This is a genomic window from uncultured Fluviicola sp., assembly GCF_902168135.1.
Lineage (GTDB): Bacteria > Bacteroidota > Bacteroidia > Flavobacteriales_D > Crocinitomicaceae > Fluviicola.
This window is the reverse complement of sequence record NZ_CABHOL010000015.1, coordinates 446,607-464,480: the sequence shown is the minus strand read 5'-3', so window position 1 is coordinate 464,480 and position 17,874 is coordinate 446,607. Positions and strand designations below refer to the sequence as shown.

General features: G+C 43.1%; 15 protein-coding genes. 6 read left to right on the top strand and 9 right to left on the bottom strand.

Features of this window, described 5'->3' with window-relative positions:
* Positions 1–35: 35 nt before the first annotated feature.
* From mnmE to pheS, 8 genes are all read right to left on the bottom strand, one after another.
* Positions 36–1,442, bottom strand: a complete 1,407-nt coding sequence (mnmE, locus tag QZT69_RS04970) for a tRNA uridine-5-carboxymethylaminomethyl(34) synthesis GTPase MnmE (RefSeq protein ID WP_294671167.1) — start codon at positions 1,440–1,442, stop codon at positions 36–38.
* A gap of 318 nt (positions 1,443–1,760) precedes the next feature.
* Complete coding sequence (locus QZT69_RS04965) at positions 1,761–3,479, bottom strand: T9SS type A sorting domain-containing protein (RefSeq protein ID WP_294671164.1); 1,719 nt, start codon at positions 3,477–3,479, stop codon at positions 1,761–1,763.
* 96 nt (positions 3,480–3,575) lie between these two features.
* Positions 3,576–4,367, bottom strand: a complete 792-nt coding sequence (locus QZT69_RS04960; RefSeq protein WP_294671161.1) for an ABC transporter permease subunit — start codon at positions 4,365–4,367, stop codon at positions 3,576–3,578.
* Positions 4,364–5,263: an ABC transporter ATP-binding protein gene (locus QZT69_RS04955; RefSeq protein ID WP_294671159.1), complete on the bottom strand. Its 900-nt coding sequence runs from the start codon at positions 5,261–5,263 to the stop codon at positions 4,364–4,366. The genes QZT69_RS04960 and QZT69_RS04955 overlap by 4 nt, the downstream gene beginning before the upstream one ends.
* 183 nt (positions 5,264–5,446) lie before the next feature.
* A complete protein-coding gene (locus QZT69_RS04950) occupies positions 5,447–5,893 on the bottom strand; it encodes a nucleoside deaminase (protein ID WP_294671155.1) in 447 nt (148 codons plus the stop codon).
* Positions 5,894–5,895: 2 nt separating this feature from the next.
* The gene (locus tag QZT69_RS04945; protein ID WP_294671153.1) at positions 5,896–6,972 is read right to left on the bottom strand and encodes a glutaminyl-peptide cyclotransferase; all 1,077 of its coding nucleotides are present in this window, start codon (positions 6,970–6,972) and stop codon (positions 5,896–5,898) included.
* 2 nt (positions 6,973–6,974) lie between these two features.
* On the bottom strand, positions 6,975–7,334 hold the full coding sequence (gene ytxJ, locus QZT69_RS04940) for a bacillithiol system redox-active protein YtxJ (protein ID WP_294671150.1): 360 nt from the start codon (positions 7,332–7,334) through the stop codon (positions 6,975–6,977).
* 1 nt (position 7,335) lies between these two features.
* Positions 7,336–8,361 carry a phenylalanine--tRNA ligase subunit alpha gene (pheS, locus tag QZT69_RS04935; RefSeq protein WP_294671146.1) on the bottom strand — a complete coding sequence of 342 codons (1,026 nt, stop codon included), beginning with the start codon at positions 8,359–8,361 and terminating at the stop codon, positions 7,336–7,338.
* A gap of 182 nt (positions 8,362–8,543) precedes the next feature.
* On the opposite strand from pheS, the gene QZT69_RS04930 reads away from it, so the two are divergent.
* The 3 genes from QZT69_RS04930 to QZT69_RS04920 all read left to right on the top strand — a co-directional run bounded on the left by QZT69_RS04930 (position 8,544) and on the right by QZT69_RS04920 (position 9,824).
* Positions 8,544–8,921, top strand: coding sequence for a hypothetical protein (locus tag QZT69_RS04930; RefSeq protein WP_294671143.1), 378 nt, complete (start codon positions 8,544–8,546; stop codon positions 8,919–8,921).
* Position 8,922: 1 nt separating this feature from the next.
* Positions 8,923–9,306, top strand: coding sequence for a hypothetical protein (locus tag QZT69_RS04925; protein WP_294671140.1), 384 nt, complete (start codon positions 8,923–8,925; stop codon positions 9,304–9,306).
* 161 nt (positions 9,307–9,467) lie between these two features.
* On the top strand, positions 9,468–9,824 hold the full coding sequence (locus tag QZT69_RS04920; protein WP_294671138.1) for a hypothetical protein: 357 nt from the start codon (positions 9,468–9,470) through the stop codon (positions 9,822–9,824).
* Positions 9,825–9,893: 69 nt separating this feature from the next.
* Here the strand turns inward: QZT69_RS04920 and QZT69_RS04915 are convergent, their stop codons facing one another.
* Entirely contained in the window at positions 9,894–12,701 is a 2,808-nt protein-coding gene (locus tag QZT69_RS04915) for a prolyl oligopeptidase family serine peptidase (RefSeq protein WP_294671135.1), read from the bottom strand.
* A gap of 48 nt (positions 12,702–12,749) precedes the next feature.
* Here QZT69_RS04915 and QZT69_RS04910 point away from each other — a divergent pair, with 48 nt between their 5' ends.
* Genes QZT69_RS04910 through QZT69_RS04900 form a run of 3 tightly spaced genes read left to right on the top strand, consistent with a single transcriptional unit; the run spans position 12,750 to position 17,761 of the window.
* Positions 12,750–14,858 (top strand): tetratricopeptide repeat protein, encoded by a 2,109-nt coding sequence (locus QZT69_RS04910; protein ID WP_294671133.1) that lies wholly within the window; start codon positions 12,750–12,752, stop codon positions 14,856–14,858.
* A 3-nt stretch (positions 14,859–14,861) separates the two neighbouring features.
* Positions 14,862–17,066, top strand: coding sequence for a family 20 glycosylhydrolase (locus QZT69_RS04905; RefSeq protein ID WP_294671130.1), 2,205 nt, complete (start codon positions 14,862–14,864; stop codon positions 17,064–17,066).
* The gene (locus tag QZT69_RS04900) at positions 17,063–17,761 is read left to right on the top strand and encodes a copper homeostasis protein CutC (RefSeq protein ID WP_294671127.1); all 699 of its coding nucleotides are present in this window, start codon (positions 17,063–17,065) and stop codon (positions 17,759–17,761) included. Before QZT69_RS04905 ends, QZT69_RS04900 begins: the two co-directional genes overlap by 4 nt.
* The last annotated feature ends 113 nt before the right edge of the window (positions 17,762–17,874 follow it).

The window sequence follows — 17,874 nt, the reverse complement described above, 5'->3', positions numbered from 1 at the left end:
CATTTTTTGGTCTAATCCCGATTCTTGTGTTTCAATCACTTCCCGATACAAAACTTACTGAAGATATTCGCCAATAGATCGTCTTCCGAAATCTGGCCCGTAATGCTTCCCAGCCAGAACATGGCCTGGCGGATATCCATGGCTACAAAATCACCGGTGACATTTGTTTCCAGTCCCCATTTAGCTTTCTCGAGTGAGTCTCGTGTCTTTTCAAGGGCGTCCAAATGACGGGCATTGGTCACGATGGTATCTGATTGGGTATTGAAGGAACCTAAAATCTGTTGGGATAACCAGGACTTCAGGTCCTCTATTCCACTTCCGTTCTTGGCACTGATAGGCAGGAACGGCGTTTGGAATTCCCAGGGAGTATTCGCTTGCTCCGAACGCAGATCGTATTTGTTTCCGATCACCAAAAAATGCGTTCCCGGATGTACTTTGGCCTGTTCGTCTGCCCAGCGCCCGGTTTCTTCGGAACTCATGGATAAATGACCTTCCGCTGAAGCATTATTTCCGCTGAAATCACTCAGCATCAATACAATTTTGGCCTGTTTGATCTTATCCAGCGAACGCTGAATCCCCAAAGCTTCGATTTCTTCGGCAGCATCTTCACGTATCCCGGCTGTGTCAATTAAACGGAACAGGATACCATCGATGTTTAGTGTTTCTTCAATCACATCACGTGTGGTTCCGGCAATGCTGCTTACGATGGCGCGATCTTCTCCCAAAAGCTGGTTCAGCAGGGTACTTTTCCCCGTATTCGGCGCACCCACAATGGCTACCGGAACTCCGTTCTTCAGCACATTTCCCAGTTCGAAGGATTTGATTAACCTGTTGACATAAGCCAAAACCTCGGTTACCAACGCCAAGAGTTCTCTGCGGTCTGCAAACTCCACATCCTCTTCCGCGAAATCCAATTCCAATTCCACCAATGAAGCAAAATGGATCAGTTTTTCGCGCAAATCTCGTAATTCACTGGAAAACGAACCGCGCATCTGGTTCATCGCTACTTCGTGTGAACGGGCAGATTCCGATGCAATCAGATCGGAAACAGCTTCTGCCTGGCTAAGGTCCATTCTTCCATTCAGGAAAGCCCGCATGGTAAATTCACCCGGTTTTGCCAGTTCACAACCATTCGCCAAAAGCAGACGGATGATCTCCTGTTGAATAAAAACGGATCCATGACAAGCAATTTCAACCGTATTCTCTCCTGTAAAACTGTGCCCTTCATGGAAAATGGTCACTACCACTTCATCCAAAACGGAGCCATCGGTGTTCTTCAACCGAACGAAATGTGCACTGTGGGAAGCAGCCTTATCGAAAGATCTGCCGGCAATTTTTGACAGAATTGAAATAGCATCCGGACCCGATAAACGGATCAAAGCAATTGCACCCATGCCCGGAGCTGTCGATAACGCACAAATGGTTTTTGGAGAAAGATTCATGCTACAAAATTACATAATTGTATGTTGCGATGGGTCATGGGTATTGATTGTGGTTATCCTCCCCCTTGCGTTCCCCTCCAAAGGGGGGAATTGGATCCGTTCAATAAGTCGAACTTATCTCCGAAAATTCAAATCTAAACTTGTAAGATTAAAAATTATTTTCCTTGAAAGGAGAATTAAAGTCTCCCCCTTCGGAGGGGGACTAACGCTTACGCCGGAGCTTCAGCGTAGGTGCTAAGGGGGAGGATTAGAAGGGATCTAAAACAGCAACATCGGATAGATTTCTCCACCCGACGTTGCTTTATCTTGGTTTTCCACTTATCGTTTCATGAAACTTTTTACAGAAACTCCCGCTTCATGTTCAATTACCAGAAAGTATTTCCCGCTTTGCAAAGAGCTTACATCTATTGTGTTGGAAACTGCTTTGGTTGCAAGCACTTTTCTTCCGCAAAGATCCAAAACGACAATTGTTTCGATGTTTTTCAATTCACCGAAGTTTACTATCAGTTGTTGATTCGCCGGATTCGGATATAATTCAAAATCTCCGAATGTTTCCTCTTCCAACCCGGCACAACTTTCAACAGTTATTGTAACAGTCGTGCTGTTCGAACACCCGTTTCCGTCTGTTCCGGTTACAATATAAACCTGTGTTGATGTTGGGGTAGCAGTCACACTGGCCCCTGTTGAACTGCTCAATGTTCCGGCAGGACTCCAGGTGTATGAATTCGCACCGGAAGCTGTTATTGTAGTGGAGTTCCCAATACAAATTATTCCGGTAGACGGAGCTGTAGTTACAGAAGGAAGCGCCGCAACATTTATGGTTACAGGTGTGCTAGTCGAACACCCATTTCCATCAGTTCCTATTAAAGTATAAACCTGTGTTGATAAAGGAGTCGCAGTCACACTGGCCCCTGTTGAACTGCTCAACGTTCCGGCAGGACTCCAGGTGTATGAATTCGCACCGGAAGCTGTTATTGTAGTGGAATTTCCGGCACAAATTGTTCCCATAGAAGGAGTTGCAGTAATGGATGGCGACGCCGCAACAGTCAGATTCATTCCGTTATCCGTTCCAGTTGTAGCCGGGTTAGAAGCATCCACACGAATGCGGTATCCTGTTCCTGCTGTCAATCCGCTTGGAATAACTGCTGAAATGGTTAAACTCCCTGTTCCTGTAGAAGACAAAGTACCGATTGCTGTAGGAGCTGCAAAAGATCCCGTATTATCCGACAATTGAGCGGTATATACGTTTCCAGCATTTACAGTTCCGGTTACTGTAAAAGGTACGGAAACATTTGTTGTTTGATTGGAGCAATAGGTTGTTGAAGTAATTGTTCCCGTAGCAAGAGAAGCGGAGGCTCCGGTTGATCCGGTGATTTTAACATCGTCAATGGAAAACGATGGATCAATCGGAGCACTTGCCACTGTATTCAAAAAACGAAATGCTATTTTTAAGGAAGCGACATTATCCCAGGCAGCATCTGTTAAGGTGTTACTTGTCCAGGTAGTTATATTATTTAACCCTCCTGTTTTTAAAACCCAGGAAGAACCATTATCAAGCGAATAATATACCTCGCCTACAACCGTTCCGGCTTCTCCTCCAACAAGATCCCAAAAAGAGAGTGTCACATTCGAATACCCAACTGTAGAAACAGAATTCGTCATTTTTGTAAAATTACTTTCATCTAAAGTACAAAGCCCATCTGCTGCAAGAAAGTTAGCATTGGTGATTCCACTGGTTTCTCCCGCTAAACTGGAGATATGCATGTAATTCCCATTTGGAGTTGTTATTCCGGCAGGTTGTGCCGGAGTTACTCCAACAGTAAAAGAAAAAGGGAATCCAAAACATACAAACGAACCGGTTCCCCCGGTGTAAGAATTGTTAACCACCCAATGATTAGCAGTATAAACTCCGCTCATATCAGCAGAGTTCAAAGTCCAGTTTCCTGCACCTGATTCAAAATTGTCCTGGAAAAGGGTTGTTTGGGCATGAGCCGATAAGCCCGCAAAAAGGGCTCCACATAGTAATAGTTTATTCATAGTAGAAGTTTAATGTGCCGCAATTTAGGACACAGACTTCTAATTTCCAAACTTGTTAGTTTGTTAACAGAATGAATCTTAACCAGTTAGCTTTATCTACAAGTCCCTTCGTTTCAGGATGAAATAAGTTATAGTAAAACACACCACAATATACACTCCCGCCAAGGATAGCTGCTCACTTAAGCTCAATAGGAACACATCATTATTGGCATTCTTCGGACCGGAGTTGATCACGGCTTTGAAGAACGGAATAGGTGTCAGGTCTGCATAAACTTTTAGCGGAAAGAATTGGTACATTTTCTGGGAAATGATATTCCCTACAATCGTTTCGACCGGAAAATAAATAATGAAAGTAACAATTGCAATGGCGGGTCTTTTAACCAGAATTGCAAAGAGAAAAGCAAAGCTGAAATAACCGATAGTTTGGATGAAGTAAAGCACGTTCAGGTGTATATTCTGGTAGAAATCCGAATTTGCAGATTCAATCAAACCGATTACCAGTCCACAGAGAAAAGTATACAAGGTCGCTGCCGCACTCAGAAAAATAACAAAAATGAACTTACCGAAAATGACCTGTCTTTTGGTCAATCCCTCAATGATATTCTGCCTCATAGTCTTGAACTGGATATCGTTGGTAGTGATAGTAACCACCGAAACCGCAAGCAGGATATTAAAGAAACTTGCACTATAGGTAATAAAACTCCATATATGCGGGAAATCAAACGGGTTTTCCTGTGTGAAAATGGCTTTGAGCCCGGGATTCATCTGGAAGAAAAAGTTCATGAAGTACATCCAGCACGGAACGACTACCATATAAACTGCGAACAATATTTTAAGGGTATGGAATTTTCTCAATTTCGCATACTCCAATGCTATAATCTGTCTCATAATTTCATTCTTTCTAAGAAAATCGTCTCTAAACTTTTTTGGTAAGCATGCAGTTCCGAAAGGTATATCCCTTTTTCTGCAACCAGGCGGTTCAAATCGGCACCTGTCAGGTTTTCATCCAGTTCTACCATTAGTGAATCCGGCTCATTGGTAAGGATTTTTACCTGTTGTAAACTGCCCAGTACAGAAAGCAGCTTTTCCCGATCATCAGCCATCAGCCTGTATGATTTACGCTGCAGCAAAAGGTCGGACATACTTCCGTTGTAAACCATCTCGCCCTGCTTCAGCATCACAACATGAGAACAGATCTTTTGCACCTCATCCAAAATGTGCGATGCCAGGATAATGGTTTTTCCTTCGGAACCGATCTTGAGAATCAACTCTCTCATTTCCGCAATACCTTCCGGATCCAGTCCGTTGGTCGGTTCATCCAAAACAAGAACTTCCGGATCTGAAAGCAAAGCCGCAGCAACAGCCAAACGCTGTTTCATCCCCAGGGAATAAGTACGAAATGTACGTTTTCCACGCTCTTTCAAATCGACGTATTCCAAAACCTCTTCAATCCGCGCCTTTGGATTCTGCATGTTTTTGATCGTTGCGGTTACCCGCAAATTATCGTATGCATTCAAATACGGATAAAAGTTAGGTGTTTCCAACAAACATCCTATTCGTAACCTATTACGATCTTCCTGTCCGTTCCCGAACCAGGAGAATGATCCCTGAGTTGGGTGCAGAATACCCATTAACATGGCCAAAGTGGTGGTTTTACCGCTACCGTTCGGACCGAGAAGACCGTAAACATTTCCTTTTTTGATATCAAAAGAAACACCTTTTACGGCATCTACCTTTTTATACTTTTTGGATAAATTATCTACTTGTAAAACAATCTCTGACATACGCTGGATTTTGAACCAAATCTAGCAAATGTTCTTAATTACAATCAAAAAATGATACGCGAGTGGCAAAAAAGACCCTTAAATCGGTTATAAACTTATTTGATCCGATTTTTTTATGTGAAGATGATCATTTGATAAACACCAAACAGCAGGATGTAAAATTTTACACCCCTACTGTTTTTATCAAGATCTTTTATTCTTGAAGAAATCAAGCATCAACTGCGAGCACTCATTTTCCAATGGTCCTTTGCTCACAACCGTTTTGGGGTGATATAATTCGTTTTGGAAACGTCCTGCTCCGCGTTTTTCGTCACGGGCGGCAAAAATGATCTTATCCAGCTGCGACCAATACAATGCTCCGGCACACATGACGCAGGGCTCAAGCGTTACATACAGCGTACAATCTTTCAGGTACTTTGCCCCCAGGTATTCCGAAGCAGCTGTAATTGCCTGCATTTCCGCATGTGCAGTCACATCGTGTAACCTTTCAGTGAGGTTGTGTGCCCGCGCAATGATTTGGTTATTGACAACCACAACAGCTCCAACGGGAATTTCTCCCAGCTCGAAAGCTTTTTGCGCCTCCATATAGGCCTGACGCATGAAATACTCGTCGTTGTAAGGAGAAATCATGCTTATTTACTGAATTGAACTTCGAAGGTTTTCGCCCAGTATTTCCCGGTCATGTAAGTCTTGTTCGTCAATTTGTTGTGAGCAATTCCATTTAGAACATCCCCGGTACCTTTCCCGCGAACTACCAATTCATTCGCATCAATCTCCTGCAATACGCGTCCTGTAGTCGGTTCGATCACCAAAACGGTTCCGGTTTGATAAACATTTGCGTAAATCTTCCCGTCAATGTATTCCAATTCATTCAGGTATGCTCTCGGCCCTACGTTATCATACACTTCGATCACCCTGGTCGCCTGGAATGATTTAGGATCTCTGAAAGTAATGCGCTCCGAACCATCCGACATGATAATCGATTTTCCGTCGTTGCACAATCCCCAACCCTGACCCGCATAAGTAAACTCATTCTTCAGCTGCATGGTTTTCTTGTAGTACACAAAACACTTGCTGTTTTGCCAGGTAACCTGGTAAATCAAATCCCCTAAGATCGTAATTCCTTCTCCGAAATAAGTCGGGTCCAATCCGTTCTTTGGTTCCATGAATGCTCCTGTCTGCAAAGAAACCGGCCCGATCATGGTTTTCCCCTGCTGCCCCGGATCTCCCGTACCTTCATACAGCTGGTTTCCGTCAAATTCATACCCCTGTGTATAGTTCTCCGGGTTATGCGGCAATTCATTGACAATCTTAGCAAATAACAATTCCGGAGCAATATCCGAAGTTACCCTCACAAACATGGAATTATCCAAAACGGTCCCGTCCTTGAATGTGGAGCGAAGCACCAGTGTTCTGGTACCAACTCCATAGTAATTTGTTTTCAATGCCACCGTTCTCTGCTGTGCTTTCGGATTATTCCAGGTATCAAATACGGAATCATTGTAAAGCAGTTCTACTTTAACCAATCCTTCCGGAATAATGAATTTAATGGCAATATCATCTCCGTACTTCGCTTGCAAATCTCCCGGAACATCAAATTTTGCCATTTCAAGTTCTTCGGATCCACCTCCCGATTTCATCAAAGGAACAAGGATAAAGGCTGCCAATACCAATAGGAGAAGGATAATAATTCCGTATCTTCTTTTCATAGTCAGATGAGTTTCAATATGTCTAATGCATTTATTCCATTGTGTGTTTCGGTATAAATGACTTCGTGATTACTAATTAAAATGGCCTGCGGCGATTGGTGCTGCACTTTCGTCAGTTCTTCGATTTCATTCGACAAGGAACGGTATGCTAACAGATCCAAATAGACACAAGTAGCTTTTTCGGGGTCCATGTTGTTCTCAAAACGGTTGATTGCCATGGCAGAAATGCTGCAGCGTGTACTGTGTTTAAACAGCAATACCGGTTTCGTTTCGGAAGATTTCAATAATTCCTGCAGCTGTTCGGAGCTCGTCAATTTCACCCATGGAAATTCGGCTTTCTGTTTGCTTGAAAAAAGTCCCATATCAGAAATTCACTCCTTTAAATTGATCCAGGAAGCGCACGTCGTTTTCCGAATATAATCTCAAATCGTTCACCCGGAATTTCAATTGGGCAATGCGTTCAATTCCCATCCCGAAAGCAAAACCGGTATATGTTTCCGAATCTATCCCGGAAGCTTCCAGAACATTCGGATCCACCATTCCGCAGCCCAGGATTTCGAGCCAGCCTGTGTATTTACAAACGTTGCACCCCTTGGAGTTACAAATCGTACACGAAACATCCACTTCAGCACTTGGCTCCGTAAACGGGAAATAGGATGGGCGAAGACGGATCTTTGCTTTGTCACCAAACAGGGATTTTGCAAAATAATCCAATGTTTGTTTCAAATCTGCGAAAGAAACATTTTTATCAATGTACAATCCTTCTACCTGATGGAAGAAACAATGCGCACGGGCAGAAATTGCTTCGTTGCGGTAAACCCTTCCCGGGGAAATGGTACGAATAGGCGGTGTTGAAGATTCCATCACACGCACCTGAACCGATGATGTATGTGTTCTCAATGCCATTTCGCGCTCGCCTTTTTCAATGAAAAAAGTATCCTGCATATCTCTTGCCGGGTGTTCCGGCGGGAAATTCAAGGCAGAGAAGTTGTGCCAGTCATCCTCTATTTCCGGTCCTTCGGAAACCGAATAACCAATTCGTTCAAAAATGGCAATAATCTCACTGCGTACAATAGAAAGCGGGTGTCTTGCTCCAAGTGCAATCGGTTCAGCAGGTCTCGTAACATCCACATTGGAGTCTGCACCCTGCACATTCTCCAGGCTCTCCTTGGAAAGCATCCATTTTTCCTCAGCCAGGATTCTCAAACCATTCAAAAGTTGTCCTACTTCCTTCTTATCCTCGTTCGGAACGTTTTTCAACTCTCCGAAAAGATTCTTCAATTCTCCTTTGGAGCCCAAAAAGTGAATCCGGAATGCTTCTACAGAATTGAGGTCTGTCAAGGCATAATTTTCAATAGCTTCCTTAGCTGCAGCGATTTGCTCTTTCATTCTTTTTTACAACCTTTTTACTTTTTAAACGTCTATCTGAAAAAAAATTACCAGAAATGTAACTTTTTCTTTTAATTTGATGTTTAAAAACATACTTTTTTGAGCAACGAAGTTACGAAATTGTGGAGAATCAGATTATAAACGCAAAAAGATTATATTTACCAACGAAATAAAACAACACTATGAACAAAATGGTACGCAACATTGGGTATTTTTCGCTGATTTCAATACTGATTGTATTGTCTTCCTGTAAGAAAGATCCTTCTGTTTTAAAGGTTTTTGTACGTTCAGAGAACAATCAGCTGGTTGAGAATGCGAAAGTGATTATCATCGCTGACGTGAATTCTGACCCGCCAACTCCTGAATATGTTGACACAGTTCAGACAAACGGATCCGGTTTCGCTTATTTTGACCTGGAGGACTTTTATGCCAAAATGGGTAAAAAAGAGACGGTAGGTTATTTCGACGTACTTGCGAAACAAGACCCTAAACAGGGTGATGGCTACATTCGTTGTAGAAAGCACATTACAAACGTTATAACAGTAATTATACCAGACTAACATGAATACACTTATTAAAACAGCATTTTTCGGAGCACTTGTTATTGGTATGGGTGTTATCTTTTCATCTACCGGGTGCAGAAAGAAAAAAGATACAACTGCTCTTATTTATGTGTTGGACGCTAACAATGCAAGGGTTGCAGGTGCACAGGTTGTATTGAAAGGCGAATCAACAGTTCCGAATTCTCCACCCGTTGTTCTTTTTGACACAACTCTAAGCGATGCTTCCGGTGTGGCTTCTTTTAATTTCAATGATGTTTACCAATTAGGGCAGGCAGGTGTTGCAGTGCTAAATATCGAAGCAAGAAAAGACGCGCTTTCCGGTGAAGCAATTATTAAAATTGAACAAGAAGTAGAAAACCAGGAAACGGTGTTTATCCAGTAATTCCTAAATTTCAGATACCTGAACCCTGACTTCGCAAGAACGTCAGGGTTTTTTTATTCATACAAACTTCAAAAAGGAACATTCGCAGGGTGCTTTTATTCATTTTAAAAGCACTCATCTCGATTTATAACTGAAATTGCAGGTATTAAATCAGTTATACTATGTTATCACGTTCAATTTTAACCTTAGCTATCGGCGCAGCAATCATCAGTATCGGTTCTTGCAGAAAGAAAGAAGATACCATTGCGAAGGTTTATGTGCTCGACCAAAATAACAGCCGGGTATCAGGTGCAACAGTAGAACTGATCGGTGAAGGATCAGAAGGAACGGTCCGGGAACCGAAAACAGCAACGACTAATGAGCAGGGTGAGGCCACATTCAATTACAACGATATCTATCAGTTGGGGCAGTGTGGCGTTGCCATATTTAAAATAAAAGCAAGCTTGGGTGGTGCCGTGGGTCACGGCATCATCAAAGTTGAACAGGAAGAGACAACCGAAGAAACTGTGTTTATCTGAGAAACAGTTTATTTTATTTATAAAAAGGCATCCGGATAAACGCGAATAATCCGGATGCCTTTTCTGTTTTTACTCGGTTAACTCATATTTATAATCCTTCCCTTTCCGGATAGCAGGGATTCCTTCCTTCAACCACAAAGGCTCCGGTTTATTCAAGAGGTAAAAATCAAAGAACTGACGCATACGAATACTTAAATCCATCCGGTTTGCAGGCTTCATCAGGTTGTGGTCATCTCCGTTGTAATTCAATAACCAAACCGGTTTTTGTAAGCGGCGCAGACCGGTATACAACTCAATTCCCTGGTACCACGGAACTGCACCGTCTTCATCGTTGTGCATGATCAATAACGGGGTTTTCACTTTCGGCAAGCCGAAGATCGGGCTGTTCTCTACATACAATTCCGGAGCGTCCCAAATGGTCTTCCCGATACGGCTTTGAGAGTGCTCATATTGGAACTGTCTGCTGTAACCGGATCCCCAACGGATTCCGCCGTAAGCCGAGAACATATTTCCGACCGGTGCACCGGCCATTGCAGCTGCAAAACGATCGGTCATGGTAATCAGCTGTGCTGTCTGGTATCCTCCCCAACTTTGACCCTGTAATCCCATTCTTTCGGAATCGATATTCGAATACTTCTTCAAAACTGCATCCGTTCCGCTCAAAATACAATCATATGCACTGTTCGCAGGATGTCCGGCGGTGTAACGGATATTCGGGATGAAGACCACATAACCGGCTGAGGCGTATTCTGTAGGATAAATGATTGATGCTGTGGGCTTCGGTGCGTAATGATTATGGATATCGTCCGAATACATTTCGTAGAAATATACCAGCAGCGGATATTCCTGGTTCGGATCGAAATTTTCCGGTTTATAGACCAATCCTTCCAGCGGAATACCGGAATAGCTGTTCCATTTGATTAGTTCTACCGTCGACCAGTTGTACTGGCTTTGCTGCGGATTCGCTTTAGATATCTGTATAACTTCAGCGCCTGGTTTGGTGGTCGCAAACAAATCCGGGAAATCGCTGTTGGAGGAGCGGTTAAAAAGTATCCGGCTGCCCTTTTTCGCCTTCATGAAATTGAAATAATGATGCCCGGAGCCGGAAATCAGTTCGAACGGAACCTTATCGGGGGATTCATTCACGCGGTAAACATCCATTACTTTGGTTATTTTGCTGAAACGCGTCAATAACATATTCTCCGGATAAAAATTCACTGAATCTGCATTCAGGTTGTAGATCGCATAATTGTAATTCGTATCCTGTTCCGAACTCTGCAAATAGCTGGTAACCGAACGAAGCTTTTTGGAAGCCACATCATAAGAAAGAATGTCTTTTTCAGCCTGAATAAAGATATTTCTGTCATTTGGCCCCCAGCCGATAATCCCCATCGGATCATCTTCTTCGATCATTCCGTTCTTATCCTCGAAGAAATTGCCCTTCCAGGTGCATGTAAGGCATTCTTCCACCTGGGAATCGGTATTCATCAGGTAATACTCCTTGACTAAATCATTCCAATAAACAAACTGCTTCCCTTTCGGAGACAAATATCCCCGCGTATATACTTTCTCTCTCAGACCCGTAATTTTCCCGTCCGAGACCCGGATCAAATAATAGTTTGTCGGATTGATAGTATTCCAGGTTCGGTAGCGGTATTGTTCACCACAATTCGCCAGGATTACTTCCTGGTTGTAACGTTCGGACGACTGCAATTGCAAACTATCGTTTCCAAGTACCACTGCCTGCCCGGAGTTCAGGTGGTAAACAGCCAGGTTCGTCCGGTTCTGATCTCGTTTCAATTCGACCAATTGCTGCGGTTGTAAACGCGTATCTTTCCAGTGCCAAACATCCACTTTTGATTTTTCGCTTTCCAGCAAAGTATCTTTGAATGGCTTTTCCGGGCGGTCTGCCACTCCGAAAAACACATCTGCATCGTTATTGTTTAAATACGGCTTGAAATTAGATGACAGGACCTCATCGTTTGCAAACTGAGCAGAAGTATCGATCAACTGTTTAAATGCTTTCGTTTCAGGATTGATCATAAACAAAGACCAGCGTTTGTTGGACACGGTATCGACTGTTGCCAGTCCCAATAAAGTGGTACTCTTGCCGGAGAAAGTGATCCCGGCATATTCCGAAACACGTTTTTTATCAGTCCACACTTCTTTTTTACTGAAATCATACATTCCAAGGCGGACAGAGTCTTTCTTAAATTTCTCCTGCTGGATGAAAACGGCGTATTTCCCGTCACTGCTTAACTCAAACTGGGTCACATGCCTAAAGCATTTCTTTTCTTTCGTAACGGGATCGATGAGTGTTAAAAGCTTCCCATCCGTTTTAACCTTTCCTTTTTTCTTTTCCTGCTTCGCCTCCTTTTTGGATTCGCTTTTGCTCAGATATCCTTTCGGCCAGTCATTCTTATTGGAAAGAAAGCCCAGGGAGTTCCCTTTTTCAGAAAGTTTGAACTCTTTTAACTGATCGTATCTGGTCAGGGAACCGTCTGAAACATACCAAATCCCTAACGAGTCCTTCGGCCATTTTTCCTTATTCACTTTTGCAAGCTCTGCTTTCCGAAGTGTGTCAAAACCAGGATGGATCTTAAAAACGACAAAACTGCCGCTTTCATCGAATTTTGGTTCATATCCCCTGGCAACAGAATCCTTTTTACCCGTTTCCAGATTCACCAGGTATAGAAAACCATCTCCGCGGTAAGGTTTCACGGAATATACACTAAACTTACCGTCCTGGGAAAGCTGTACATCACCTATTCTGTTCCAGGAGTTGTAAACCTCAGGACCCAAAATTTTCTTTTGACCAAAGGTCTGAAGCCCTAAAAACAAGGCGGCTAAAACACTAAATCCAATCGAAACTTTCATGAAAACCAAGTAATTTTAAACTAAAGGTTAAATATAAATACTTAATTTGTGACTCAATTCATAAAAGATATGATCCTGCGAAAAGGAATAATTTTGGTAATTATTATACTCTGGGTATTCCAATCCGCTGCATTTTCTTATGAAATTCCAAAATCCGAATCGAATATCCGTACAAATTCCGTTGCAAGGCCCGTTTCACCCATCGAATTATTCAATCTGATTGATCCGGCAGATACCGAAACGGCGGATGAAACACCCGGAAAAAAAATCTCCGGTATCGAAAAAAAAACTGCCGCCAATGATAGTATTGCTGTATTGAAATTACTCAATGCCGCCCAGCCCATTGCCCATTCGGACTACAAAAAGGCCTTCAAACTGACCAAGGAAGCCATGCAGATCGCAGAGTCAACCAAGGACAAGGAACTGATCGGAAAAGCTCAAAACACGATGGGGAATCTCTATTGGTTTTCCGGCGATTACACCCATGCTTCCGAGTATTACATCAATGCACTTAAGAATTTTCAAAAAACCGATAACCAGGCCCAAATTGCAGAATGCTACCGCAATATCGGCTGGATCTACCTTGGACAGGAGAAATACGATCTTTCGGAAGAGTATTTATTGAAGTCTTTAAACCTGAATCTCAAACTTGACAACAAAAAACGCATCATCATCAATTACGATGACCTGGCAAATTTGTACCTGACATCCAAACAATACGAGAAAGGCCTGAAATCGTGTGAAAAATCGCTTGAACTGGCAAAAAAACACCGGTTTTTGGATGCAATCGGAACCATTCATATTACCATTGCACAACTCAATTTCGAATTAAAACGTTTATCAGAAGCTGAAAAAGATTACAAGGAAGGAATCGGGATATTGGTAAAAGTACCGAATGAATCCTACAATCTTTGTTTGGGCTATTTGGGCTTGGGAAAGGTAAAAAACCAACAGGGGAAATTATCCGAAGCACTCCCGCTGTTTGAGAAAGCGATCAAACTTGCCAAAGCACACAACTTCCCACCGGAGCTCGCTGAAGGATATTATGCCGCATCTAAAATCTATCATGCGCAGAAAAACATGGCAAAAGCGTATGATTACATGGAACTTTACGCTCAAACCAACGATTCCGTAAATGCGAGGAATAACCGCGATTACATCCAGGAAATGGGCGCCAGGCTCGAGTATGAACAAAACAAACTCCAGATCAAATCGCTGGAACAGGAACAAAAGCTATCAGACGCACAATTAGGACGTGAACGCAATTTCAAGATTTTCCTGATTATTATTATTCTATTCCTGTTCCTCTTCGGTTTTTTTATTTACCGTTCATTTCTGCGAAAAAAAAAAGACAACCAGCTTATCGCTAAGGCTTACCAGGAAATTGAGATCAAGAACAAAGATATTTCCGACAGTATCGAATATGCCCTGCAAATCCAGCAGGCCAGGCTTCCGCATGTGGAAACAATCCAGCAGTCCTTCCCGGAATTCTTTGTGATGTATCTTCCGCGGGATATCGTAAGCGGCGATTTTTATTGGTTCACCGAAACAGAGAACGGCAAGAAGATCTTTGCGGTTTCTGACTGCACCGGGCATGGAATCCCGGGAGCTTTTATGAGTATGATGGGAATCGATGGACTGAACTACGCAATCCTGGAAAAACGGATCGAAAGTTCTTCTCAGATCCTGAATCACGTTAATAAATTCATCATCGAATCATTGAAACAGGACCTGGCTACCGTTAAGAACAAAGACGGCATGGATACGGCAATCTGTATTTTCGAAAAGGACCTTAGCACCGTAAAATATGCGGGGGCGAACAGACCGCTTTGGCTCATTCGTGATAAAGAACTGATCCAGTATTCACCGGATAAAATGTCCATCGGAGGAAACAATTATTCGGATTATGAATTCAATGAAATCACTATCCCGCTTCAGAAAGGGGATTCCATTTATCTTTTCTCCGACGGATACCCGGACCAGTTTGGCGGTGAACGAAATAAAAAGTTTATGACCAAAAACCTAAAACAGCTTCTTTTGGAAATTACGCACCTTTCGGCTAGAGAACAGGAAGCTATCCTTCAAAAAAGTTTACATAACTGGAAAGGCTCTTTCCCCCAAATTGATGATATAATCCTCGTAGGAATTAAACTTTAATGCATGAAAATTACACTTGCTGGTTTGTTGTTCATTTTTACAACCCAATTATCAGCTCAACACAGTCTTGTATTCCCTGAGCCTTCCAATGTGGAGCAGACAACCGATAAATTTGTTTTTAACGGTCGATTGACGGTCGACCGCACAAAAATCCCGGAGGATCTGTTCCCTTACTTGCAGCAATTGTTCGGACGGCAGTCTATTCACCTGGAACCGTCAGCTTCAAAAGATGCCAGCATTCATCTGCAGCAGATACAGACTTTTGTTTACACAGAAGGGTATCAATTGGAAGTTGCCAATTCCGGAATTGATATCAAATACAGCAGTTATCAAAGCTTATGTAATGCTTTCCAGACACTGAACCAATTGATCCAAAATCCGAAAGAGTTAGCGGGAATACGCATCTCCGATCAGCCTGCTTATGCTTACAGAGGTGTTCACCTGGATTGCAGCCGCCATTATTTCACAATCCTTGAATTGAGAAAGTTCATCGACCAGATGGCTAAACTGAAATTCAACCGCTTCCACTGGCATTTAACAGACGACCAGGGCTGGAGAATTGAAATTAAGAAGTATCCTAAACTGACCAGTATCGGGGCATGGAGAGACAGCACACTCATTGGTCACTTCAGCAAACAGCCTGCTGAATGGGACCGTTCCAAATATGGCGGTTATTACACGCAGCAAGAGGCAAAGGATTTGGTAACGTATGCACGTATACGCGGGATCGAGATCATTCCTGAAATTGAAATGCCCGGACATGCGAGTGCGGCGATTGCTGCCTACCCGGAATTGAGCTGTACGGAAAAACAAATCCCGGTTGTTGGCACCTGGGGTGTTTTTGACGATGTGTTCTGCAGCCAGGAGAAAACACGCTCTTTCCTGAAAGATGTGCTGGACGAAATCATCGAAATTTTCCCTTCTAAAGTGATCCATATTGGCGGAGATGAATGCCCGAAAGTGAATTGGGAGAAATGCCCGAAATGCCAATCGATCATGGAACAAAACAACCTGAAAACAAGCCACGAGCTCCAAAGTTTCTTTATCCGGGACATCGAGAAACACGTCAATGCAAAAGGAAGAACAATTATCGGCTGGGATGAAATCCTGGAAGGAGGTCTTGCACCGAATGCGCAAGTCATGTCGTGGCAGGGAATGGAAGGCGGAATTGCGGCTGCTAAACTCAAGCACCAGGTTGTAATGACTCCTACCTCTTATTGCTATTTTGATTATTACCAGAGCGGGCATCCTTCCGAACCGCTGGCAATCGGTGGTTACCTTCCCCTGGAAAAAGTGTACCAGTTTGACCCGGTGAAAGGATTGGAAGATGAATACAAACGATATATCCTGGGAGCTCAGGCAAACCTCTGGACGGAATACCTGCCAAACATCCAGGCGGTCGAATACAATGCTTTTCCACGTTTAGTAGCCATGGCGGAAATTTTGTGGAACAAAGGCAAAGTGCCCTATGCCGATTTTGTGGAAGCGCTTTCAGGTAACTACCTACAGCAATTACGCAATGACGGTGTTCGTTTTTCCACTTCTTTCCTGGATCCGAAACTGGAGATCAGACCTAACCAAGCAGGTGTGAGCTATGGATTGATCAAACCGGTTGAAGATGTGGTGTTTTCTGTAAACAATGAAATCGTTACCGGAATCTCTATTGAACGGACAGACCAGGTCCGGGGGCAACGTTACCTTATCCATTCCAATATCGGGGACCAGGAACTGCGGGTTTGCGATTATACCTTCATTTCTCACCTGGCATTGGGAAAACCAGTTTCTTTTGCTACCAAGCCGCATGAAAAATACGATCACAACGGCAGTCTTGGCCTAACCGACGGAGTTGTCGGGAAAAAACCATGGAAAGGAAACGAATGGCTCGGATTCAACAACGATACCGTTCAATTCACACTAGACCTGGAAGCGCTTACTTCTTTCGGGAAACTGCAGATCGAAACCCTGAATGATCCCGGTTCCTGGATCTATCGTCCGGAAAGATTTGTCATCCAGCTTAGCAAAGACGGGAAGAAATTCAAGACTGCAAAAAAATCGAACTTAAACGGTGACCCCATCTTGTTAACTAAAAAGATGAAAGCGCGTTATATCAAAGTCACGATTTTCAATAAAGAGCTTATTCCACCGGGACAAACCGGAGCAGGTTTCACACCGTGGACATTTATTAATGAAATTATCCTAACCAAATGAAAGTAGAAATTTGTGTCGGCACATTGGAGGCTGCCCGCATTGTCAGCAAACAACCGATAGACCGCATTGAAACTTGTATTGCGCTGGAGCAGGGCGGTTTGACTCCTTCCAAAGCGATGGTCTCATGGATCCAAAACACCTTTCATTTGGAGCAACACGCCCTGATCCGTGTCCGTGCAGGCGGATTCGTTTACAACTACGATGAAATCGTGGTGATGCGAGACCAAATCCTTGAGTTGAAAGATACCGGTATAACTGGTTTGGTGGTAGGTGCTTTGACAAAAGATTTCAAACTGAATATGGAAGCTTTGGAAACCTGGAAACGAACGGCTCCAAATATTGATTTTACTTTTCATCGTGCTTTTGACAACGTAGACGATTGGAGAACTGCTATGGACCAACTTGTAAAACTTGGTTTTAAGCGCATTTTAACCAGCGGTTCTGACCTGAGTGTGGCTCATGGAATGAATCGTCTGAGAGAGCTGGTTTCATACGCAAACGGACGTATTGAGATCATGGCTGGCGGCGGAGTAAAAGAAGAATTGATTCCGGAACTGAAATCAGCAGGCGTTCATGCCATTCATTTTTCAGGAACATCCAAAGTAACTGTTGAGTCGGGGACTGCTTTCGAAGAGACGCTTTTGCTGCCGGATGAGAATAAATTGACAGCAATTTTGGCTGCGATCCAAGCCTGATTACTCTTCGAAAAACACACGAATTCGTGAAATCACGATATCATTAAAACAGAATATTCTGTTTTCATTTTTCATTTTCAACACATTGCAAAAAAGAAAAACCCTGAAGCGGA